The organism is Caulobacter sp. BE254 (assembly GCF_031457295.1).
GTDB lineage: Bacteria > Pseudomonadota > Alphaproteobacteria > Caulobacterales > Caulobacteraceae > Caulobacter.
The window spans coordinates 63,924-84,949 of record NZ_JAVDWJ010000010.1 but is presented as its reverse complement, the minus strand read 5'-3'; the positions used below and the strand labels follow the sequence as shown (position 1 = coordinate 84,949).

The window sequence follows — 21,026 nt, the reverse complement described above, 5'->3', positions numbered from 1 at the left end:
CATGATCGAAGCCTCCCTCGCCGGCCGCCGCGCCTTCATCCTGGAGAACACCCGGCTCCAGGCCCCGCCGCACACGCCGGAACTGCGGCTGCACCTGGCCGACGAGATCACCCCGATCTGGACGCTGACCGAGGAGGCCCTGGCCGAGATCGGCCTGCCGCCGCCGTTCTGGGCCTTCGCCTGGGCCGGCGGCCAGGCCTTGGCGCGCTATATCCTCGACACCCCCGAGATCGTCGCCGGCAAGCGGGTCATCGACTTCGCGTCCGGTTCGGGCCTAGTGGCGATCGCGGCGATGAGGGCGGGGGCGGCCAGCGTGCTGGCCGCCGACATCGACGTGTTCTGCGAGGCGGCCATCGGCCTCAACGCGGCGGCCAATGGCGTCGAGGTCGCCTTCACCGAGACCGACCTGCTGGACGCCCCGCCGCCGGTCGGTCCTCCTTTTGGCGCCGACGTGCTGCTGGCCGGCGACATCTGCTACGAGCGGCCGATGGCGGAGGCGGTCATGGCCTGGCTGGGCCTGGGCCGGGCGGCCGGCGCCACCGTGCTGGTCGGCGATCCGGGCCGCACCTACTTCCCCAAGGACGGGCTGGTGAAGCTGGCCGAGTACCAGGTGCCGACCACGCGCGAACTAGAGGACATGGCGGTCAAGCGCACCAGCGTCTGGACTCTGCCTTGACGGCGACCTAGAACGTAAGAAGAACAGATTGAGGGCCGCGACCATGCGCGAAGACGGCAAGATCGACTATATCGAATGGCCCGCTGGCGACCTGCCGGCCACCAAGACCTTCTATGCGAAGGCCTTCGGCTGGGCGTTCACCGACTATGGCCCCGACTACGCGGCCTTCGAGGGCCAGGGGACCGACGGCGGGTTCTGCACGCCGCAGGAGGGCTCGACCGACCGGCCGCTGGTGGTGCTCTACGCCCACGACATCGAGGCCATGCTGGCCAGGGTGACGGCGGCGGGCGGCGTGGTCACCCGGCCGATCTTCAGCTTCCCCGGCGGCCGCCGCTTCCACTTCACCGACCCGTCCGGCAACGAGCTGGCGGTGTGGAGCGAGGGCTAGGGTTTTTTGGGTTCGTCCAGCCCCGCCGGTCCTATCGTCGTCCCGGGCCGAACAGCAAGGCCCGGGACGACGGCGATAAGGAAAGGAGCTCTCCTTCGCCGAGCCTACCAGTCCTGGTGCACCTCGCCGGAGCCGGCGACGTTGGAGGTGAGGACGGCGGGCTTGCTGGTCAGGTAGACGTCGCCGCTGCCGGCCACCTCGATCTCGGCCGCGCCGTGCGGGGCGACGTGGGCCTCGCCGCTGCCGGCCAGGGCGATCTTGGCGTCGCCCGTGTCAAGGCCGCGCAGGTCGGCCTCGCCGGAACCGGAGACCCTCAGGTCGACCTTCCTGGTCTTGCCCTGGGCGTCGACATCGCCGCTGCCGTTGATCTCCAGCACCAGGTCCGGCTGGTCGTAGGCCTTCAGGTGAAGGTCGCCGCTGCCGTTCAGGGTGAAGGCTCGCACGCCCGGGGCGACGATCTCGACCGACAGGCGGTCGCCGTCGCGGTTGATGTGCACGCCGTGGCCGTGGATGGAGATCGAACCATCGCCGTCATCGTCCCCGCCGTCGCGCAGGGCCAGGCGGCCGTTCTCCAGGGTCACCCGGTCGACCAGCCGCTGGGGCCCGACGACCTTGACGCTGGCGCCCGCCCCGGGCGCGGCCTGGGTGAAGATCACCTCGGCCGGCACGTCGATCTGCAGGGCGTCGGCGCCGCTCCAGGCGACCTCTCGCGTGGTGGTCTCGCCGTTGTCGGCGTCCGACGAACCGGGCCCGATATGGACATGGTCGTTGTCGTCGTTGACCTCGATGTTCCAGTCGGCCGGGAAGGTCCAGCCGTGCTGCATGATGTCGCGACCGCCGAGCGCGAAGGCCCCGGCGAGGCAGCCGACGAACAGCACGAAGCTGGCGACGGCGACGATGGTCAGGTTGCGGATCATGGCGGTCCCCTCAGACCTGGGTTTCGATGGCCGGCTTCAGCAGCCGGTAGTGGAGGCGGCCGTACCAGATCAGCCCGTTGACCAGGCCGATGGTCAGCAGGGTGGTCACCGCGGCCAGGGCGGTGGCGCCGGCCATCAGGGCGATGCCCAGCAGGAAGGCCACGGCGGGGCCGCCGGGCGGTCCGGCGAACGGTCCCACGGTGGTCACCACCCCGCCGGCCACGAAGACGCCGATGGCGGCCATGAAGAAGGCGAACAGCGTCCCCAGCACGCCCATCAGCAGGGGCAGCAGGAAGATGATGTCGATCGCCCCCAGGCCCACGACGGCGAAGATCGCGCTGGCGGCGGCCGAGGGATTCTTGGTCTCCTCCCAGCGCTTGACGCCTTGTTCGGCGCGCTGCTCGCGGGCCAGGCGCTCGGGTTCGCCCAGGGCGGCGGCGACTTCGCTCTCGCTGCGCCCAGCCTCCTGGGCGTCGTTGAAGTGGGCCTCGTAGTCGGCGACGATGTCGGCGATCTGGGCGGCGGGCATGCCCGCCAGCCCGCGCTTGAGGCGGGTGAGGAATTCGGCGCGCGTCATGCGGCGGCTCCCAGGATGTTTTCCACGGCGGAGACGAAGGCCGCCCATTCGGCCTTCTGGGCCGTGAAGCTGGCCCGACCGGCGTCGGTCAGGCGGTAGTACTTGCGCGGCGGACCGCTCTGGGATTCCACCAGATAGGTCTCGACCTGGCCGTCCGACTGCATGCGGCGCATGAGCGGGTAGATCGTCCCTTCCCCCATATCGATGTCCTTGGCGAGCTTGCTGGCGATTTCGTAGGCGTAGCTGTCGGCCTTCGACAGCAGGGCCAGCACGCACAGCGCCAGCACGCCCTTCTTCAGTTGAACTTCAATGGCTTCCGTCACGGTGTCCGCTTCTTTGCTTCTGGCCCGTTGCTGGGCACCCTTGTGACGCAAGGTAGTGTCCAATGCAAGGTAGCTGTCATTACATGTTAGTAATGGTACGTAGCCGCAACCGCGCCGAAATGGCGGTTGTTGAGAGCGGTTCTCAGGTTGGGCGCCTCGGGTCCACGCAAGGCGTCCGGGCGAACGCCTCAGGCGCTTGGCAACGGGGATTGGAGCGCGTATGCACGCCAGCGACCGGCCAGAGACGCCGGGACCAGCGCTCGATTCCCGTCGCCTGACGAAGTCGATTGCCTAAGTCCCGTGTCGCTGGTCGTATTGTGCATGTCGGCGCGGCGTGGGTTGATCGCGACGCCAAATCGCCGCCGAAACGGGCCGTGAGGGATATGAAGGCGCAAATTCAGGGGATGCGGCGGAAGTTGACGGGCGTAGCCGCCGTCGCCGCCACGACGATGGCCCTTTCGGGCGTGTTCGCGGGGCAGGCCCTCGCCAAGGGCGCCGAACTGCTGGGTCAGCCGACCCCCGGCGCCTACGATCTTCAGAAGGCGGCCTCGCCCCTGAAGTACGAGGCCATCGCCTTCCACAACCACATCCTGATGCCGATCATCACGCTCATCACCCTGCTGGTGCTGGGCCTGCTGATCTGGATCGTCATTCGCTACAACGCCAAGGCCAACCCGGTCCCGGCCAAGTTCAGCCACAACACCACCGTCGAGATCATCTGGACGATCGGCCCGGTGCTGATCCTGATGATTATCGCGATCTTCTCGTTCCGGCTGTTGTTCGCCTACAACGACATGCCCAAGCCGTACCTGACGGTGAAGGCCACCGGCTACCAGTGGTACTGGGGCTATGAATATCCCGACCAGAAGATCAGCGAGATCACCTCGGTGCCGCTGAAGAAGGAAGAGGCCGACGCCAAGGGCGTGCCCTACCTGCTGGCCGCCGACAAGCCGATGGTGGTGCCGGTCAACCAGGTGATCCGCGTGCAGGTCACCGGCGCCGACGTGATCCACGCCTTCGCCCTGCCGGCCTTCGGCCTGAAGACCGACGCCATCCCTGGCCGCCTGAACGAAACCTGGTTCAAGGCCGACAAGATCGGCGTCTATTACGGCCAGTGCTCGGAACTGTGCGGCGTCGACCACTCGAACATGCCGATCGAGATCCATGTCGTCAGCCAGCCCGACTTCGACGCCTGGGTGAAGTCCAAGACCTCGCCCACCACGGCAGCTGCCGCCCCGGCTCCCGCGACCGCTGCTCCGGCCGCGACCACGCCGGCCGCCGCCCCCGCTTCCGCTCCGGCCGCGGCTCCCGCCGCGCCGGCGGCCTAAGATACGATTGCAGGATTAAGTCCGATGGCTCACGCCGCTGACATCGATCACCACGACGCGCCCCATGGTGCTGGGCACGACGACGCCGACCACAAGCCGCCGTTCTTCCAGCGCTGGTTCTTCTCGACCAACCACAAGGACATCGGCACGCTCTACATCCTGTTCGCCATCATGGCGGGCCTGGTGGGAGGCGCGCTGTCGGGCCTGATTCGCTGGGAACTGGCCGAGCCGGGCATCCAGATCTTCGGTCCCAACTCGTCGGTTCACCTGATGGGCCTCGTCGAGCAGTCCAAGCATGGCTACAACGCCGTGGTCACCGCCCACGCCTTGATCATGATCTTCTTCATGGTCATGCCGGCGATGATCGGCGGGTTCGGCAACTGGTTCGTGCCGATCATGATCGGCGCGCCGGACATGGCCTTCCCGCGGATGAACAACATCTCGTTCTGGCTGCTGGTCGCCGCCTGGTGCCTGCTGCTGACCTCGATGTTCGTCGACGGCGGCCCGGGCCGCGGCTTCGGGGGCGGGTGGACGATCTATCCGCCGCTGTCGACCACCGGCCACACCGGCCCGTCGATGGACCTAGCGATCCTGGCCCTCCACTTGGCCGGCGCCAGCTCGATCCTGGGCGCGATCAACTTCATCACCACGATCTTCAACATGCGCGCGCCGGGCATGACCCTGCACCGCATGCCGCTGTTCGCCTGGTCGGTGCTGATCACCGCCTTCCTGCTGCTGCTGTCGCTGCCCGTCCTGGCCGGCGCCATCACCATGCTGCTGACCGACCGCAACTTCGGCACCCACTTCTTCGACCCGGCCGCCGGCGGCGACCCCGTCATGTTCCAGCACCTGTTCTGGTTCTTCGGCCACCCGGAAGTGTACATCCTGATCCTGCCGGGCTTCGGCATCATCAGCCACATCGTCTCGACCTTCTCCAAGAAGCCGATCTTCGGCTATCTGGCGATGGCCTACGCCATGGTCGCCATCGGCTTCGTCGGCTTCATCGTGTGGGCCCACCACATGTACACCGTCGGCATGAGCATCAACCTGCGCGCCTATTTCGTGGCCGCGACGATGGTCATCGCGGTGCCGACCGGCGTGAAGATCTTCTCGTGGATCGCCACGATGTGGGGCGGGTCGATCAGCTTCAAGACGCCCATGCTGTGGGCGATCGGCTTCATCTTCCTGTTCACCGTCGGCGGCGTGACCGGCGTGGTGCTGTCGAACGCCGGCATCGACTACAGCCTGCACGACACCTACTACGTCGTCGCCCACTTCCACTACGTGCTGTCGCTGGGCGCGGTGTTCGCCATCTTCGCCGGCTTCTTCTACTGGTTCGAGAAGATGTGGGGCGTGAAGTACAACGAGTTCCTGGGCTGCGTGCAGTTCTGGATCATGTTCGTCGGCGTCAACCTGGTGTTCTTCCCGCAGCACTTCCTGGGCCTGCAGGGCATGCCACGCCGCTATGTGGACTATCCGGTCGCCTTCGCGCACTGGAACTACGTCTCGTCGGTCGGCTACGCGATCACGGCCGTGGGCGTGGTGGTGTTCCTGGTGATCCTGCTGGAAGCCGCCATCCGCCGCCGCAAGGCCGAGGCCAATCCGTGGGGCGAAGGCGCCACCACCCTGGAATGGACCCTGTCCTCGCCGCCGCCGTTCCACCAGTTCAGCGACCCGCCGGTCATCAAGGCCGATAGCCACTGAATCTGGTAGACTAGACACGCAAAACGGGGGCGCGGGCCGGATGAGAATCCAGTCCGCGCCCTTCGCCCATCAGAAGACCCGAACCCTTAAGTAAAATGGCCCGTTCCCCCGTCCTGACTCCTGGAGAGGCCCTGACCCCCGACGACAAGGCGACCGCCACGGTCCGCCATGCCCGTTGGCAGGACTATTTCCAGCTGATGAAGCCGCGGGTGATGTCGCTGGTCGTCTTCACGGCCCTGACGGGTCTGTTGGCCGCCCGCACCCCGATCCACCCGCTGCTGGGCGCGGTGGCGGTGTTCTGCATCGCCGTCGGCGCCGGGGCCTCGGGCGCGCTGAACATGTGGTACGACGCCGACATCGACGCCAAGATGCGCCGCACGCGCGGCCGGCCCGTGCCCATGGGCCTGGTCAAGGGCGAGGAGGCCGCCACCCTGGGGGTGGTGCTGAGTCTGCTGTCGGTGATGCTGATGGGCATGGCGATCAACTGGCTGGCCGCCGGCCTGCTGGCCTTCACCATCGTGTTCTACGCGGTGGTCTACACCATGTGGCTCAAGCGCTGGACGGCCCAGAACATCGTCATCGGCGGTCTGGCCGGCGCCTTGCCGCCGGCCATCGGCTGGGCGGCGGCTACGGGCCACGCGCCGCTGAACGCCTGGCTGATGGTGCTGGTCATCTTCCTGTGGACCCCGCCGCACTTCTGGGCCCTGTCGCTGTACATCAGCACCGACTACGCCAAGGCTGGGGTGCCGATGCTGCCCGTCGTGAAGGGCGCCAAGGAGACCCGCCGGCAGATCCTGCTCTACAGCCTGGTCCTGATCCCGGTCTGCGTCGCGCCGGTGTTCACCGGCCTGGGCGGCTGGCTGTACCTGGCCGTGTCGGGCCTGGGCGGGCTGGTGTTCCTGACCCTGGCCTGGCGGGTTTTCGCCAGCACGGCCGGCGACGCCGCCGATCCGCGCCCGGCCGACCGCGACCTCTACGAGGTCGGCGACGCGGCCGCCAAGCGCGGCAAGCCTGTCGGCGATGCGCGCCACGCCCGCAACCTGTTCGCCTTCTCGATCCTCTACCTGTTCGCCCTGTTCGCCGCCCTGCTGGCCGAGGCGGTGCTGGGCCTTAAAGTCCTGGAGCTGCCGCTATGACCCCGCCGCGCAAGGACGACCCGGCCCACAAGGCCCGCAGCGGCCGCAACATCGCCCTGGGGCTGGGCCTGGCGGCGTTTGTCATCCTGGTGTTCGTTGTCACAGTCGTGAAGCTGGGAGGCAATGTTGGCCCCCACTTCTAAGGACGACCTGTCGCCACAAGACCGAGCCAAGATCGAGGCCGACAACCAGGTCGGCGTCGGTCCCCGGCCCAAGGGACGCGGCCACCTGAAGGTCGCCGTGATCTGCGGCCTGGCCTTCTTCGGCATGGTCGGGGCGGCCTATGCGGCGGTGCCGCTGTACAAGCTGTTCTGCCAGGCCACCGGCTTCGACGGCACGGTGCGCAAGGCCGTGGCCAAGCCGACCAAGGTGCTGGACCGCAAGGTCGAGATCCGCTTCGACGCCAATGTCCGCACACTGCCGTGGGACTTCCAACCCATGCAGACTAGCCAGCAGGTCCGCATCGGCGACACGGGCCTCGCCTTCTTCAAGGTGACCAACAAGGGCGACAAGCCGATGACCGGCCGGGCGCTCTACAACGTCGTGCCCGAGCAGGCCGGCGCCTATTTCCAGAAGCTGGAATGCTTCTGCTTTTCCAACCAGACGATCGAGCCGGGCCAGACGGTCGAGTTTCCGGTCGTCTACTTCGTCGACCCCGGCTTCGTGACCGACGCCGACACCAAGGACAAGTCGACGATCACCCTGTCGTACACCTTCTTCCCGGCGGTTGCTGACGCGGCTGGGGCGAAACAGGCGGCGACGACGCCGCGCATCGTTCAACCCCTTGGCGGCAAGCCGCCGAGGGCGCTATAGCGTTTCACACAGGGCGCGTCGGCAGGGGGAACCGGGTCGATGCGCCGGATTTACAGGGTGAGAGCGTGAGGGCCGCCGGCAACGGCTTCCTCCTCGGCGATCACGCTCTTGAGGGATTAAAGGGTTAGCACGCACATGGCCCACGGCGCCGTCAAACACGACTATCACATCCTGCCCCCCAGCCCGTGGCCGTTCGTCGGCTCGGCCTCGGCCACGCTGATGGCCATCGGCCTGATCGCCTGGATCAAGGGCGGCGTCTTCGGCATCGAGAAGGGCCAGTGGTGGCTGTTCGCGACCGGCTTCGCCGGCGTGCTCTACACGATGTTCGGCTGGTGGCGCGACGTGGTGAAGGAAGCCAACGCCGGCGACCACACCCCCGTCGTCTCGATCGGCCTGCGCTATGGCATGGTGCTGTTCATCGCCTCGGAGGTGATGTTCTTCGTGGCGTGGTTCTGGATCTTCTTCGAGATGGCCCTGTTCCATCACCACCGCACCCTGTCGGGCATCGAGGAAGTGCGCACGGCCTGGGCCACCTGGCCGCCGGCCGGCGTCGAGGCCGTCTCGCCCTGGCACCTGCCGCTGGTCAACACCCTGACCCTGCTGCTGTCGGGCACGACCATCACCTGGTCGCACCACGCCCTGCAGCAGGGCGACCGCAAGGGCGCCAAGTGGGGCCTGATCCTGACCATCCTGCTGGGCGCGCTGTTCACGACCATCCAGATCTACGAGTACAGCCACATCAACCATGAGCACCTGTTCTACTCGGAAGCGGCCGCCAATTCGGGCCTCTACGGCTCGACCTTCTTCCTGGCCACCGGCTTCCACGGCTTCCACGTGTTCGTCGGCACCCTGTTCCTGATCGTCTGCCTGATCCGGCTGATGAACGGCGCCTTCACCCCCAAGCAGCACTTCGGCTTCGAGGCCGCCGCCTGGTACTGGCACTTCGTCGACGTGGTCTGGCTGTTCCTGTTCGCCTTCGTCTACGTGATCTTCGGCGCTTCGCCGCACTAGATCATCTGCTTCGAGGGGGCCCGGAACGCCAGATAGCGTTCCGGGCCTTTTTGCTTTTCGGGGACCCTTTGATGGCTCACGTGAACCCCTACCTCGCCGGCGCGACCGGCCGCTGCCCGCACTGCGGCGAGGGGATGCTGTTCGACGGGTTCCTGAAGGTCTCCAAGACCTGCGAGGCCTGCGGCTTCGACCTGGGCGCCTATGAGACCGGCGACGGGGCCTCGACCTTCGTGATCCTGATCGCCGGCGCCCTGTGCGCGTTCGGGGCGCTGTTCTCGATGTTCGCCTTCGCCTGGCCGATCTGGCTGCTGCTGGTGGTCTGGCTGCCGGTCACCCTGGTCCTGTGCCTGGGTCTGATGCGGCCGGCCAAGGGCCTGATGGTCGCCGCCCAGATCGCCAACAAAGCCTCCGAGGCCGGCCGCCACGATGTCTGACGCTTCTGTTCCGAAGGATCGCCGCTTCCCGATCGGCCTGACGATCGCCACCCTGGTCGCCTTCGTCATCCTGTGCGGCCTGGGCGTCTGGCAGCTCAAGCGCCTGGCCTGGAAGCAAGACCTGCTGGCCCGGATCGAGGTGCTGAAGACCGCGCCGGCCCGGCCACTGGCGACCGTCCTGGCGGGCAAGGGCGACGCATCCTGGACCCGCGTTTCGGTGACCTGCGCCCCCGGCCAGGCCGAGACCCTGCCGCTGGTCTACGGCGTCCGCGATGGCGACATCGTCTGGCGCGCCACCGCCATCTGCCGGACCTCGGCGGCGGGCTACGGCGCCATCCTGCTGGACCTCGGCGTGGTCAAGGCCCTGACCGGCCAGCCGACGCCCGCGCCGCTGGCCCTGGCCGCTCCAACCCAGGCCGTCGGCGTGCTGATGGCCCCCAAGTCGCTGGGTGGCGACCGGGCCGCGACGGTGGCCCGCTTCGCCGCCGACAAGCCCGCGCCGTACATCCTGATGGTCGAGTCCGCGACCCCCGCGCCGGCGGGAATCACCCCCGCACCGCTGCCGGCAGAAATTTCCAATCGGCACCTGGAATACGCCCTGACGTGGTTCGGTCTTGCCGTGACCCTGCTGTTTATCTATGCCGCCATGCTCTGGCGGAAGATGAGATCCTGATGCGCTACGTTTCGACCCGGGGCGAATCCCCCTCGATCGGTTTCCTCGACGCGGTCCTGGCCGGCCTGGCCCCGGACGGCGGCCTCTATGTGCCCGATCGCTGGCCGACCTTCACGCCCGAAGAGATCGCCGCCTTCGCCGGCCAGCCCTACGCCAAGGTGGCCGCGGCCGTGGTCGGCAAGTTCGTCGGCGACGACGTCCCGGCCGAGGACCTGGCCCTGATGTGCGAGGAGGCCTATTCGACCTTCGCCCACGCCGCCGTCGTTCCGCTGAAGCAACTGGCCCCCGGCCGTCACCTGCTGGAGCTGTTCCACGGCCCGACCCTGGCCTTCAAGGACGTGGCGATGCAACTGCTGGGGCGGCTGTACGACTACGTGCTGTCGCGCCAGTCGCGGACCATGACCATCATCTGCGCCACCTCGGGCGACACCGGCGGCGCGGCGGTCGAAGCGTTCCGCGGCCGCGCGCACGCCCGCATCGTCGCCCTGTTCCCGGAGGGCCGGATCAGCGAGGTCCAGCGCCGGTTCATGACCACGGCGACCGACAAGAACGTCGCTTGCGTCTCGATCCAGGGCTCGTTCGACGACTGCCAGGCCATCGTCAAGCAGGCCTTCCAGGACGACCAGTTCCGCCACGCGGTCGACCTGTCGGGAGTCAACTCGATCAACTGGGCGCGGATCGCCGCCCAGAGCGTCTATTTCTTCACCGCCGCCGTCGCCCTGGGCGCGCCGGCCCGCAAGGTGGCCTTCGTGGTGCCCACGGGCAATTTCGGCGACGCCTACGCCGCCTATGTCGCCACCCGCATGGGCCTGCCGGTGGCCCGGATCGTGGCCGCGACCAACTCCAACGACATCCTGGCCCGGGCCTTCGAGGAGGGCCGCTATGCGCGCGGCGCGGTGTCCGCCACCCAGAGCCCGGCCATGGACATCCAGGTGGCCTCCAATTTCGAGCGCCTCTATTTCGAAGCCGTCGGCCGCGACGGCGTCGAGACCGGCCGCGCCTTCCGCGCCTTCGCCGGCACGGGCCTGCTGGACATCCCGCCCAGCGCCCACGCCAAGATGCGCGAGCTGTTCCAGGGCGCGTCGGTCAGTGAGGCCGACACCGCCAAGACCATCCTGTCGACCCTCAACGAGACCGGCGAGGTGATCGACCCGCACACCGCCGTCGGCGTCGCCGCCGCCGCGAGCCTGCGTCTGGCCGATTCCACGACCCCGGTCGTGGTGCTGTCCACCGCCCACCCGGCCAAGTTCCCCGAGGCCGTCGCGGCCGCCGCCGGGGTCACGCCCGCCACGCCGCGCGCCACGCCGGACCTGTCGAAGAAGCCGGAAAAGTTCGACCGCCTGCCGGCCGACGCCGAGACGGTGAAGGCTTTCGTGCGGGTGTTCGCGTCAGGGAGCTGAGCCATGGCGGGCCGGCGTGACCGAGTTTTCCGCTTTCAGCCCCGCTGGAAGGAAGAGTTGGTCGTCGCTGGCCCCGGTGGGCGGCTCGTCCTCGAACTGCCGATGGGACATTTGACCGCCTACCTGCCGACCGAAAATGTCTGGAAGGACGTGGCGCCGGACTGGGCCGTCGATCTCTGGCCGATACTCAAGGCCGAACTGGAGATCTGGTGCGCGGCTAACCAAGCGAGTTTCAAGATCGATCCAACCGCCAGCGTCACGCGGTACACACCAACCCAGTTCGGCTGACGGACCGCCCCAATCGCATGCGGTCACGCCCGGTCCCCGATCTTCGCGCCATGCGCTCGTCCGGGATGACAACCGCCATGCTTGCGCCCCGCACTGGCGCGGCCTCGTCGCCCCCGCTACATGGGGACATGACAACCACCACCCTCCACACCCTCGAAAACGGCGTCCGCGTCGTCCATGACCCGATGCCGGGCCTGGAGACCATCGCCCTGTCGGTCGTGGCCGGCCGCGGCGCGGCCTATGAGGACCCGGCCCGGTCGGGCTGGTCGCACCTGCTGGAGCACATGGTGTTCAAGGGCGCGGGCCAGCGCTCGTCCCGCGATATCGTCGAGGTGATCGAGACGCAGGGCGGCCAGATCAACGCCGCCACCGGCTATGAGCGCACCAGCTTCCAGGTTCGCGCCCTGAAGGGCGGGCTGGACCTGGGCATGGCGGTGCTGTCCGACCTCGTCCTGCGCCCCACCCTCGACGAGGGCGACCTGACCCGCGAGAAGCAGGTGGTGGCCCAGGAGATCGCCGAGGCCGCCGACGCCCCCGACGACTATGTGTTCGACCTGGTCCAGGCCGCCGCCTGGGGCGACCACCCGCTGGCCCGGCCGATCCTGGGCACGGTCGACAGCGTCAATTCCGCCACCGTCGACGGCCTGTCGCACTGGCGCGGCCAGCTCTACGCCGCCGACCGGCTGATCGTCAGCTGTTCGGGCGCGGTGGAGCTGGACGAGGTTCTGGATCTGGCCCGCCGCGAGTTCGGCGCGATGCCCACCGCGCCGGGAGCCCTGGCCTCCGCCCCGGCCGGCTTCGTCGGCGGCCGCAAGAGCCAGGCCCGCAAGCTGGAGCAGTCGCACCTGGTGTTCATGTTGCCGGCCGTCAGCGCCCGCGAGGACGACTATTTCGCCCTGCGCATCTTCGCCGAGGCCCTGGGCGGGGGGATGTCGTCGCGGCTGTTCCAGGAAGCCCGCGAGAAGCGGGGTCTGGCCTACAACATCGACGCCTATGCCGACACCTATGCCGACGCCGGCGCCTTGGGGGTCTATGCCGGCTGCGCGGCCGGCGACGCGGCCGAGACCGCCAAGGTCTGCGCCGAGCAGATCGCCCTGCTGGCCGCCCGGATCGAGGACGCCGAACTGGCCCGCGCCAAGGCCCAGCTGAAGGCCCACATGTTCATGGCCCGCGAACAGCCCCTGTCGCGCGCCGAGCAGGCGGCCGGCCAGGCCCTGATGTTCGACCGCCTCTACGCTCCCGCCGAACTGGCCGAGGCGGTCGACGCCGTGAGCGTCGACGACCTCCAGCGCCTGGGCCGCATGATCCTGGGCCCCGGCAAGGCCGCCAGCGCCATCCTCGGCGCCAAGGCGTCCCTGAAGGCGGGCGAGGTGTTCGAGCGGGCGCTGGGATAGGGGAGGGGACGCCGAGGGACAGCGTCGATCCGTCGTTGACCTTGAAGGCCGCCTCCTACTCCTCCCGCAATTCCAGCGCCGTGAACGGGGTTTGGCCGCGCTCGATGCGGATCAGGTCCAGGACGCCGACGATCTGGCGCGAACGCCAGTGGCTCAGGAAGTAGCCGAGCGGGCCCAGCGTGATCGTGGCGCCGATCTGGATCGCCGCGGTGGTGTGCTCGCGAAGCAAGCCCATGACGCTGTCGCCGGCCAAGTCGGCGGCCAGCGCCGTGATCGTCAGCGGCAAGGTCAGATAGCCGACGACGACCGCGCGCAGCAGCTGCTCCTGGCGGCGGGCGTTGAGGTTGGCCAAGGCGGACAGGGCGTCGAAGCGCGCGTCGTCGACATCCTTCAGCAGGTCGAAGGTCTTCAGGGTCGAGGCGTTCTTGCGGAAGCCGCTGACGAAGTCGACGCCCACATAACCCCAGGCTCCGGGCGTGTAGAAGGCCTCCGGCAGCAAGCTCCAGGTCGGGAACAGGCGCTTCAGCTTGTCCCATAGCGCCCAGACGTCGGCGCGTTCGCTCTTCACCAGATTCTTGGCCATACGCACGCCCCCACACCGACTTGAGCGGAGAGGCTAGGGAGCCTCGGTCGCCCTGTCGACCCTGGTGTGCGACACTCGCTCGCGCTTTGGAGCCCGCTCAACCGAGTACGGGTCCCGACGGTCGGCCTCCCGTCACCTCAGGGCGCCAGCGCAGGTCCTGGGTCGCCCTTCATCTGCAGCCAGTCGGTGAACGGCAGGTGGTAGTAAAGGTCGAAGACCTCGGCCTGCAGCTTGAAGGGCAGGCTGCCGTCGCTGTTCCACAGCATCACCACGCCGGTCTTGGTGGCCGGGTCGAACATCATGGTCGAGCGATAGCCGTCCACCGCCCCGCTATGGCCCACCAGGCGGTGGCCCTTGTAACCGAAGCTGCGCATGCCCAGGCCGTAGCCGGGGTGGTCCAGCGAACGGCCCAGGGGGGAATTGCCGTAGGGACGGCCGGTATCGACCCTCGGGCGCTGGATCTCGGCCAGCACTTCGGCCGGCAGGACGGCGGGAGCCTGGCCCATCTGGGCCTGCATCCACCGCGCCAGGTCGACGATATTGGAATTGACCCCGGCCGCGGCCGGGATCCGGTAGTAGGCGTCGGCCAGGGGCAGGGCGCGACCGACGTGCGACGGGCGCGCCCAATGGCTGGCGCCGCGCAGGCCGTCGGCGCCGATGGTGGCGCTGGTCATGCCCAGGGGCAGGAACAGCCGCTGGCGGGCCTCGTCCGCATAGGGCCGGTGGGTGGCGGTCTCCACGACCTCGCGGATCGTGTCGTAGGCCACGTTCTGGTAGGTGTGGCAGGTGGCCGGCGGGCATTGCGGCGCCACCGCCGCCAGGCTCTGGCGGATCGTCCTGGGATCCCGGCCGCCTTCCAGCCACCCGTCATAGGCGTTGCGCGGCAGGCCGGTGCGCTGGGACAGCAGCTGCGCGACCGTCAGGGCGTTCTGGGCGTCGCCGGGCAGGCGCAGGCTGGTGCCGAACTTGCCCAGCGGATCGTCCAGCGAGAACGCCCCGTCGCGGGCCAGGCGGGCGCTGAGCGTGCTGGCCACGGTCTTGGACAGCGACGCCCAGCGGAAGATGGTGTCGGCGCCGACCTTCTCGCCGTCGTCGGGAGACGTCAGGCCATAGCCGTGCACAAACGACAGGCGGCCGTTCTCGACCACGGCGATCGCCAGGCCCTGCATGGAGGGGTCGGCCATCATCGCCTGGATGCGGGCGTCCAGGGCGCGATAGTCGATCTCGCCGCGCCAGTCCTTCGGCTCCAGCGGCAGGGCGAGCGGCGTCGCCGGCGCGGCCGCCGCCTCGCGGATCTTGACCGGATGCGGACGATGCAGGGCGGTCCAGCCCAGCGCGCCCAGGCCGGCCGCCAGCAGCACCGCCGCCGCGATCCGCCAGCCGCGCCGCGGACGGCGGGCGAAGGTGTTTTGCCGGGTCTTGTAGAACTTGGTCAGCCGTCTGTTCCGTCGAATCCGCGTCGCGCGTGGTGGAGGTCGTGTCCTACCCCTTTGCCGCGCCGCGACAAGGCGCTTCGGCGCGCCGCGTCGCGTCCAAAGGTCACGGGGCGTCGGCGAGGCGCGCCCCTATTGCCTCCGGCGCGTTGACGCTCGAAGGTGCGCCCCTCAACGAGAACCTTCCGCTTGTCCGCCTTTCTGCGCCTCTTCCAGACCGATCCCGGCCCGCGCCTCGAGGGCCAGACGGTGTTCCTGCGCCTGCCGCGCCTGAGCGACTACAAGCCGTGGGCCGAGCTGCGCGCCCGGTCGGCCGCCTTCCTCAAGCCCTGGGAGCCGACCTGGCCCGAGGACGACCTGACCCGCCCAGCCTTCCGCGCCCGGCTCAACGCCTACGCCCGCGAGATGGAGGTGGGCGAGGCGTTTCCGTTCTTCATGTTCCGGCGCGAGGACGGTGCGCTGATCGGCGGGGTGCGCCTGTTCCACATCCGCCGCGGCGTGTCGCAGACCGCGGTCATGGGCTACTGGATCGGCCAGCCCTACGCTCGCCAGGGCTACATGCGGGACGGCGTCCGGGCCGCGATCGACTTCGCGTTCGGCGAGCTGGGGCTGCACCGGCTGGAAGCCGCCTGCATGCCGGAAAACCAGCCCTCGGCCGCCGTTCTGCTGAAATCGGGCTTCAGGGAAGAGGGATATGCGCCCGCTTATCTGAAAATTAACGGCGAGTGGCGAGATCATCGTCTGTTCGGGATGGTCGCGCCTCCGGTCGGTTAGCCGGTCTTCTCTTCGGGGAAGAACCTCAGCGCGGACCCGGGCGCGGCGCTTTCGGCGCGGGATCAGGGCATGTCGTTCAAGATCAGTCAGCGACGCGTATGGGACGCCACGGCCACGCTGGAGGCCTTGGGCGCCGCCGAAGTCGCGCTGTGGCTCTGGGAACCCGAGGCCGACCGCCTGCGCGTCAACGGCGCTTCGCGCGCTTTAGGCTTGGGGCCGCTGGCCCCTGACTGCTCCTCCGCCGCCTTCCGCGCCCTGACCCTGCCCCAGGACCGTGCCCAGGCCGAGGACATTCTCAAGGTCCGCGCGCCCGGCAGCGAGATCGTCGCGCGCCTGCGTATGCGGGGCGGCGAGATCTGCATCTGGCGCGGGACCTGGCTGGAAGACGGGGTGCGCGCCGCCGGCGTCATCGCCCCCGAGGTCAAGTTCGCAGCCTCCGAGCGCGACACCCTGACCGGCCTTCTGGACCGCAAGAGCTTCATCGCCCACGCCCGCGAGCGGCTGGCCAGGAGCGGCGTGCATGAACTGGTGGTCGCCGACGTCGATCGCCTGCGCCGCCTGAACGAGGCCCTGGGCCACGAGCGGGCCGACCTGGTGCTGGCCGCCCTGGGCTCGCGTCTGGCCGCCGCCTTCCCGTCCGAGGCCCTGCTGGGCCGGATCGGCGAGGACGAGTTCGCGGTGCTGTGCGACCCGGCCGGCTTCGAGCCCGCCGAGCTGCTGCGCACCGCCCTGGAACAGCCCCTGCGGGTGGCCGGCTTCGACATTCATCCGACCCTGTCGATCGGCGCCGTGGCGGTCGAGGGCGGCGAGGACGCCCCCGAGGCGGCGGAGCTGCTGCGCCGCGCCGAGCTGGCCGTCGAGGCCGCCGGTTCCGCCGGACGGGGCGGGGCCGCCGCCTACGGTCGTTCGATGGAGACCGACGGCCTGTCGCGCCTGGCCCTGGAGGCCGACCTGCGCGGCGCGATCGGCCGCGGCGAGATCACCCCCTTCTTCCAGCCCGTGGTGCGGCTGTCGACCGGCGCCCTGTCCGGCTTCGAGGCCCTGGCCCGCTGGATCCACCCGCGCCGCGGCATGCTGCCGCCCGACGAGTTCCTCCCGCTGGTGGAGGAGATGGGGCTGATGAGCGAGCTGGGCGAGCACATGATGCGCACCTCGGCCCGCCAGTTGGCCGCCTGGCGCCGCTCGCACCCCGCCGTCGGCGCCCTGACCGTCAGCGTCAACCTGTCGACCGGCGAGATCGACCGCCCGGGCCTGGTCCACGACGTACGCCAGGTGCTCAAGGAGCACGACCTGCCGCGCGGCGCCTTGAAGCTGGAAGTCACCGAAAGCGACATCATGCGCGATCCCGAGCGGGCCGCGGTGATCCTGCGGACCCTGCGCGACGCCGGCGCCGGCCTGGCCCTGGACGACTTCGGCACCGGCTTCTCGTCGCTGTCCTACCTGACCCGCCTGCCGTTCGACACGCTGAAGATCGACCGCTACTTCGTGCGGACCATGGGCAGCAACGCCGGCTCGGCCAAGATCGTCCGCTCGGTGGTCAAGCTGGGCCAGGACCTGGACCTAGAAGTCGTCGCCGAGGGCGTCGAGAACGCCGAGATGGCCCGCGCCCTGCAGTCGCTGGGCTGCGACTACGGCCAGGGCTTCGGCTACGCCCCGGCCCTGTCGCCGCAGGAGGCCGAGGTCTATCTGAACGAGGCCTATGTGGACGGCGCCGCGCCGGTGAAGGCGCGGGGGTGATGATCAGATCCTCCCCCTGTGGGGGAGGTGGCCCGAATGGGCCGGAGGGGGGAGTAATCCCACCTCGGCAATATCCCCCCACCGATCGCTTTGCGATCGCCTCCCCCACAGGGGGAGGACCTTCTACGCCCGGCCCGCCTGACTCGACAGGTGGTCGGCCGTGACGCCGATCTTGGCCAGGGCCATGGTCCATTTGTTGTCGTAGTCGTCGCCGAACAGCAGGGCCTCGTCGGCGTCGCAGATCAGCCAGACATTGTCGCGCAGTTCCTGCTCCAGCTGGCCCGGACCCCAGCCGGAATAGCCCAGGGCCAGGATGGCGTGGCGCGGCCGGCGGATCTTGCTGCCCAGGGCGTCCAGGGCGTCGCGGGTCACGGTCAGGGCCAGGCCGTCGGCCACCGGCACGGTGGAGTCGGGCGAGACATAGTCGTCGGTGTGCAGCACGAAGCCGCGCTCGCGCTCGACCGGGCCGCCGAGCATCACCAGGTCGCCGCCGGCCTCGATCTCGGGCGCGACGCCCAGGTTGTTGAGCAGCTCGAACAGGGTCAGGCCCTCGACCGGGCGGTTGACCGCCAGGCCCATGGCCTGCTCGGCGTCGTGGGCGCAGACGTACAGCACGGCGCGCTCGAAGCGCGGGTCCTCGATGCCCGGCATGGCCACCAACATCTGGCCGGCCAGGAAGCCGGTCTGGCCGCCATTCTGGTCCGAGGCTCCGCGATCCGTGCGAGGTGAGTCCATGACAAGAGGATCGGATCGGAACGCGTCGGTTTCAAGTCCAACCTTCCCTTGGCGATCCGCGTCGGGGCCTTTATCTCGGTTGCGCGTTCTCAACGCGCATCTTCCCTTTCCCCGGGCAACCCACAGGACACCGCACATGGCGATCAAGGTTGGCGACAAGCTTCCTTCGGCGACTTTCATGACCAGCACGGCCGAGGGCCCGGCCCCGGTCACGACCGACGACCTGTTCAAGGGCAAGACCGTGGCCCTGTTCGCGGTGCCCGGCGCCTTCACCCCGACCTGCTCGGCCAAGCACCTGCCGGGCTTCAAGGAGAAGGCCGCCGACCTCAAGGCCAAGGGCGTCGACACGATCGCCTGCGTCTCGGTCAACGACGTCTTCGTGATGAAGGCCTGGGCCGCCGACCAGGGCATCACCGACGAGGTCCTGCTGCTGGCCGACGGCAACGGCGACTTCACCCGCGCCGTCGGCCTGGAGTTCGACGGCAGCAAGTTCGGCATGGGCCTGCGCTCGCAGCGCTATTCGCTGATCGCCAAGGACGGGGTGGTCGAGACCCTGAACGTGGAAGAGGGCGGGGAATTCAAGGTCTCGTCGGCCGACTACATGCTGGGCCAGCTGTAGGTCGAGCCCAGAGAACATGAAAGGGCGGCTCTGGGAGGAGCCGCCCTTTTTTCATAGCGGCGAACACTTGCCCCCTACGGATCGCTTCGCGGTCGTCTTCCCCCAAAGGGGGAAGAGCGCTCCGGTGCAAGGCTCCGCCCCCTATGGGGGCGGACAGGCGGCGAAGCCGCCAGGTGGGGGCAAGTCAGTGCGCGCCCAGCATCTCCGGCGTCACGCCTTCTAGATCCGCCGCCCCGCCCGTCACCGCCGCCACCTGCCCCGGCACGGTCGCCAGCACGTTCTCGCCATAGACCCGCGCCAGGGCCAGCCGCAGCCCCGCGGGCTCGGCCAGGGCTCCCTTGGCCAGCATCCAGCCGCCGACGGTGTCGCCCAGCAGCTTCAGATAGGCCGTGGCGCCGGACAGGGCGTCGGGCATGGCCCGGACCCGGCGCTCGATCAGCCAGGCGGTGGCCGAACTGGCCGCATCCAGGGCCGCCTTGAAGCGCAGGGCCACGCCGCCCAGGTCGCCGCCGGCCGACTCCAGCGCCTCCTGAGTGTCGCGCATGTCGTCCATCAGGTCGGCGATCGCCTGGCCTTCCGACAGGCCGAGCTTGCGGCCGATCAGGTCGATGGCCTGGATGCCATTGGCCCCCTCGTAGATCGGGGCGATGCGGGCGTCGCGATAGTGCTGGGCCGCGCCGGTCTCCTCGATGAAGCCCATGCCGCCGTGCACCTGCACGCCCTGGGAGGCGACCTCGACCCCGATGTCGGTGGACCAGGCCTTGGCGATCGGGGTCAGCAGCTCCTCGCGCAGCTTGGCGGTGGCGCGCTCTTCCTCGGTGGCGGCGTGGGTGGAGAGGTCGGCGGCCACGGCGGTGGACAGGCAGATCCCACGCGCCGCCTCGATCTTCGCCTTCATCAGCACCAGGGTCTTGCGGATGTCCGGATGGTCGTAGAGGCGCGCGGGGTGGGCCCCGGTCCAGGCCGAGCGGCCTTGCGTCCGCTCCAGCGAGAAGTCCAGCGCCTGCTGGTAGGCCCGCTCGGCGATGGCCGTCCCCTGGGCGCCGACCTGCAGCCGGGCGGCGTTCATCATCGTGAACATGTGGGCGAGGCCCTGGCCCAGCTGGCCGACCAGCTCGGCCTTGGCCCCCTCGTACAGCATCACGCAGGTCGGCGAGCCGTGGATGCCCAGCTTGTGCTCAAGCCCGCCGACCCGCAGGGCGTTGGCCGCGCCCAGGCCGCCGGCCTCGTCGACCAGAACCTTGGGAGCCAGGAACAGCGAGATGCCCTTGACGCCGGGCGGGGCGTCGGGCGTGCGGGCCAGCACCAGGTGCAGGATGTTGTCGGCCGCGTCGTGGTCGCCCCAGGTGATGAAGATCTTCTGGCCCGACAGAGTGTAGCCGCCGTCTCCGTCCGGCGTGGCCATCGTCGTCAGGGCGCCCAGGTCCGAGCCGGCCTGGGGCTCGGTCAGGTTCATGGTCCCCGTCCATTCGCCCGACACCAGGCGAGGCAGGTAGAGCGCCTTCTGGCGGTCGGAGCCGTGATGGGCCAGCGCCTCGATGGCCCCCAGGCTCAGCATCGGGCACAGGCCGAAGGCCATGTTGGCGGCCTGGACCATTTCCAGCACCGCCACCTCCAGGGTCTTGGGCAGGCCCTGGCCGCCGTGCTCGGGCGCGGCCGCCAGACTGGTCCAGCCGTCCTGGGCGAACCGGCGGTAGGCGTCGGCGAAGCCGGGCGCGGTGCGGATCACGCCGTTTTCGAGCCTCGCGCCGCCCAGGTCGCCGCCCCGGTTCAGCGGCGCGAGGACCTCGCTGGCGAACGCCCCCGCCGCTTCCAGCACCGCGCTGATCGTGTCGGCGTCGGCCTCCGGGAAGGCGTCGGCCAGGCGGTCGAACCTGGCCACGTGCTTCAGGGCGAAGGCGAGGTCGCGGACGGGCGCGCGGTAGGTCATGAACAGGTCCGATCTGGCGGCGGGGTAGGTGAACTCTGTTTAGATGTCGCGCCGTCCCCTGCAAAGTCGATCGGATCACGGCTTCGTGAAGGGCGGTCCCTTCATCCTCGGGCCAAGCTTCCTAAGTTGGGGGTTCAGCAACCGCTGCTATTA

23 protein-coding genes are annotated in these 21,026 nt (G+C 69.1%); 16 read left to right on the top strand and 7 right to left on the bottom strand.

The features are described from left to right. Position 1 precedes the first annotated feature (1 nt). The gene (locus J2X41_RS17620) at positions 2 to 676 is read left to right on the top strand and encodes a methyltransferase (RefSeq protein ID WP_310083669.1); all 675 of its coding nucleotides are present in this window, start codon (positions 2 to 4) and stop codon (positions 674 to 676) included. Positions 677 to 719: 43 nt separating this feature from the next. Continuing rightward, positions 720 to 1,064 carry a VOC family protein gene (locus J2X41_RS17615; RefSeq protein WP_310083865.1) on the top strand — a complete coding sequence of 115 codons (345 nt, stop codon included), beginning with the start codon at positions 720 to 722 and terminating at the stop codon, positions 1,062 to 1,064. Between the two features lie 104 nt (positions 1,065 to 1,168). Here J2X41_RS17615 and J2X41_RS17610 read toward each other — a convergent pair whose 3' ends face one another. The 3 genes from J2X41_RS17610 to J2X41_RS17600 are packed head-to-tail and all read right to left on the bottom strand — an operon-like array spanning position 1,169 to position 2,881. Continuing rightward, positions 1,169 to 1,981, bottom strand: coding sequence for a GIN domain-containing protein (locus J2X41_RS17610; protein WP_310083667.1), 813 nt, complete (start codon positions 1,979 to 1,981; stop codon positions 1,169 to 1,171). A gap of 10 nt (positions 1,982 to 1,991) precedes the next feature. Continuing rightward, positions 1,992 to 2,558 (bottom strand): HAAS signaling domain-containing protein, encoded by a 567-nt coding sequence (locus J2X41_RS17605; RefSeq protein WP_310083664.1) that lies wholly within the window; start codon positions 2,556 to 2,558, stop codon positions 1,992 to 1,994. Further along, positions 2,555 to 2,881, bottom strand: coding sequence for a PadR family transcriptional regulator (locus J2X41_RS17600; RefSeq protein ID WP_310083661.1), 327 nt, complete (start codon positions 2,879 to 2,881; stop codon positions 2,555 to 2,557). Before J2X41_RS17600 ends, J2X41_RS17605 begins: the two co-directional genes overlap by 4 nt. 383 nt (positions 2,882 to 3,264) lie before the next feature. Between J2X41_RS17600 and coxB the strand changes: the two genes are divergently transcribed. The 11 genes from coxB to J2X41_RS17545 all read left to right on the top strand — a co-directional run bounded on the left by coxB (position 3,265) and on the right by J2X41_RS17545 (position 13,062). Next, positions 3,265 to 4,209: a cytochrome c oxidase subunit II gene (gene coxB, locus J2X41_RS17595; protein ID WP_310083657.1), complete on the top strand. Its 945-nt coding sequence runs from the start codon at positions 3,265 to 3,267 to the stop codon at positions 4,207 to 4,209. A gap of 24 nt (positions 4,210 to 4,233) precedes the next feature. After that, positions 4,234 to 5,913 carry a cytochrome c oxidase subunit I gene (ctaD, locus tag J2X41_RS17590; protein WP_310083655.1) on the top strand — a complete coding sequence of 560 codons (1,680 nt, stop codon included), beginning with the start codon at positions 4,234 to 4,236 and terminating at the stop codon, positions 5,911 to 5,913. 95 nt (positions 5,914 to 6,008) lie between these two features. Further along, positions 6,009 to 7,049 carry a heme o synthase gene (gene cyoE, locus J2X41_RS17585; RefSeq protein WP_310083653.1) on the top strand — a complete coding sequence of 347 codons (1,041 nt, stop codon included), beginning with the start codon at positions 6,009 to 6,011 and terminating at the stop codon, positions 7,047 to 7,049. Then, positions 7,046 to 7,192 (top strand): hypothetical protein, encoded by a 147-nt coding sequence (locus J2X41_RS17580; protein WP_310083650.1) that lies wholly within the window; start codon positions 7,046 to 7,048, stop codon positions 7,190 to 7,192. The genes cyoE and J2X41_RS17580 overlap by 4 nt, the downstream gene beginning before the upstream one ends. Before the next feature lie 31 nt (positions 7,193 to 7,223). Beyond that, on the top strand, positions 7,224 to 7,862 hold the full coding sequence (locus J2X41_RS17575) for a cytochrome c oxidase assembly protein (RefSeq protein WP_404979952.1): 639 nt from the start codon (positions 7,224 to 7,226) through the stop codon (positions 7,860 to 7,862). A gap of 135 nt (positions 7,863 to 7,997) precedes the next feature. After that, the gene (locus tag J2X41_RS17570) at positions 7,998 to 8,873 is read left to right on the top strand and encodes a cytochrome c oxidase subunit 3 (RefSeq protein WP_310083644.1); all 876 of its coding nucleotides are present in this window, start codon (positions 7,998 to 8,000) and stop codon (positions 8,871 to 8,873) included. A gap of 71 nt (positions 8,874 to 8,944) precedes the next feature. After that, on the top strand, positions 8,945 to 9,307 hold the full coding sequence (locus J2X41_RS17565; RefSeq protein WP_310083641.1) for a DUF983 domain-containing protein: 363 nt from the start codon (positions 8,945 to 8,947) through the stop codon (positions 9,305 to 9,307). After that, positions 9,300 to 9,980 carry an SURF1 family cytochrome oxidase biogenesis protein gene (locus J2X41_RS17560; protein ID WP_310083638.1) on the top strand — a complete coding sequence of 227 codons (681 nt, stop codon included), beginning with the start codon at positions 9,300 to 9,302 and terminating at the stop codon, positions 9,978 to 9,980. Before J2X41_RS17565 ends, J2X41_RS17560 begins: the two co-directional genes overlap by 8 nt. Continuing rightward, positions 9,980 to 11,380: a threonine synthase gene (gene thrC / locus J2X41_RS17555; RefSeq protein WP_310083635.1), complete on the top strand. Its 1,401-nt coding sequence runs from the start codon at positions 9,980 to 9,982 to the stop codon at positions 11,378 to 11,380. The genes J2X41_RS17560 and thrC overlap by 1 nt, the downstream gene beginning before the upstream one ends. A 3-nt stretch (positions 11,381 to 11,383) precedes the next feature. Then, positions 11,384 to 11,668, top strand: a complete 285-nt coding sequence (locus J2X41_RS17550) for a hypothetical protein (RefSeq protein ID WP_310083631.1) — start codon at positions 11,384 to 11,386, stop codon at positions 11,666 to 11,668. A 128-nt stretch (positions 11,669 to 11,796) separates the two neighbouring features. Then, positions 11,797 to 13,062: a pitrilysin family protein gene (locus J2X41_RS17545; RefSeq protein WP_310083629.1), complete on the top strand. Its 1,266-nt coding sequence runs from the start codon at positions 11,797 to 11,799 to the stop codon at positions 13,060 to 13,062. Between the two features lie 55 nt (positions 13,063 to 13,117). On the opposite strand, the gene J2X41_RS17540 is transcribed toward J2X41_RS17545, so the two are convergent. Both J2X41_RS17540 and J2X41_RS17535 read right to left on the bottom strand, forming a co-directional pair. After that, positions 13,118 to 13,645: a hypothetical protein gene (locus J2X41_RS17540; protein WP_310083627.1), complete on the bottom strand. Its 528-nt coding sequence runs from the start codon at positions 13,643 to 13,645 to the stop codon at positions 13,118 to 13,120. A 137-nt stretch (positions 13,646 to 13,782) separates the two neighbouring features. Next, on the bottom strand, positions 13,783 to 15,006 hold the full coding sequence (locus J2X41_RS17535) for a serine hydrolase domain-containing protein (RefSeq protein WP_310083623.1): 1,224 nt from the start codon (positions 15,004 to 15,006) through the stop codon (positions 13,783 to 13,785). Between the two features lie 261 nt (positions 15,007 to 15,267). On the opposite strand from J2X41_RS17535, the gene J2X41_RS17530 reads away from it, so the two are divergent. After that, a complete protein-coding gene (locus J2X41_RS17530) occupies positions 15,268 to 15,852 on the top strand; it encodes a GNAT family protein (protein ID WP_310083621.1) in 585 nt (194 codons plus the stop codon). A gap of 69 nt (positions 15,853 to 15,921) precedes the next feature. After that, a complete protein-coding gene (locus tag J2X41_RS17525; RefSeq protein WP_310083618.1) occupies positions 15,922 to 17,589 on the top strand; it encodes a bifunctional diguanylate cyclase/phosphodiesterase in 1,668 nt (555 codons plus the stop codon). A 123-nt stretch (positions 17,590 to 17,712) separates the two neighbouring features. Here the strand turns inward: J2X41_RS17525 and J2X41_RS17520 are convergent, their stop codons facing one another. After that, entirely contained in the window at positions 17,713 to 18,324 is a 612-nt protein-coding gene (locus tag J2X41_RS17520; protein WP_310083614.1) for a YqgE/AlgH family protein, read from the bottom strand. 136 nt (positions 18,325 to 18,460) lie between these two features. Here J2X41_RS17520 and J2X41_RS17515 point away from each other — a divergent pair, with 136 nt between their 5' ends. After that, a complete protein-coding gene (locus J2X41_RS17515; RefSeq protein ID WP_310083612.1) occupies positions 18,461 to 18,943 on the top strand; it encodes a peroxiredoxin in 483 nt (160 codons plus the stop codon). Between the two features lie 184 nt (positions 18,944 to 19,127). Here J2X41_RS17515 and J2X41_RS17510 read toward each other — a convergent pair whose 3' ends face one another. Then, the gene (locus J2X41_RS17510; protein ID WP_310083609.1) at positions 19,128 to 20,873 is read right to left on the bottom strand and encodes an acyl-CoA dehydrogenase; all 1,746 of its coding nucleotides are present in this window, start codon (positions 20,871 to 20,873) and stop codon (positions 19,128 to 19,130) included. Positions 20,874 to 21,026: the final 153 nt, after the last annotated feature.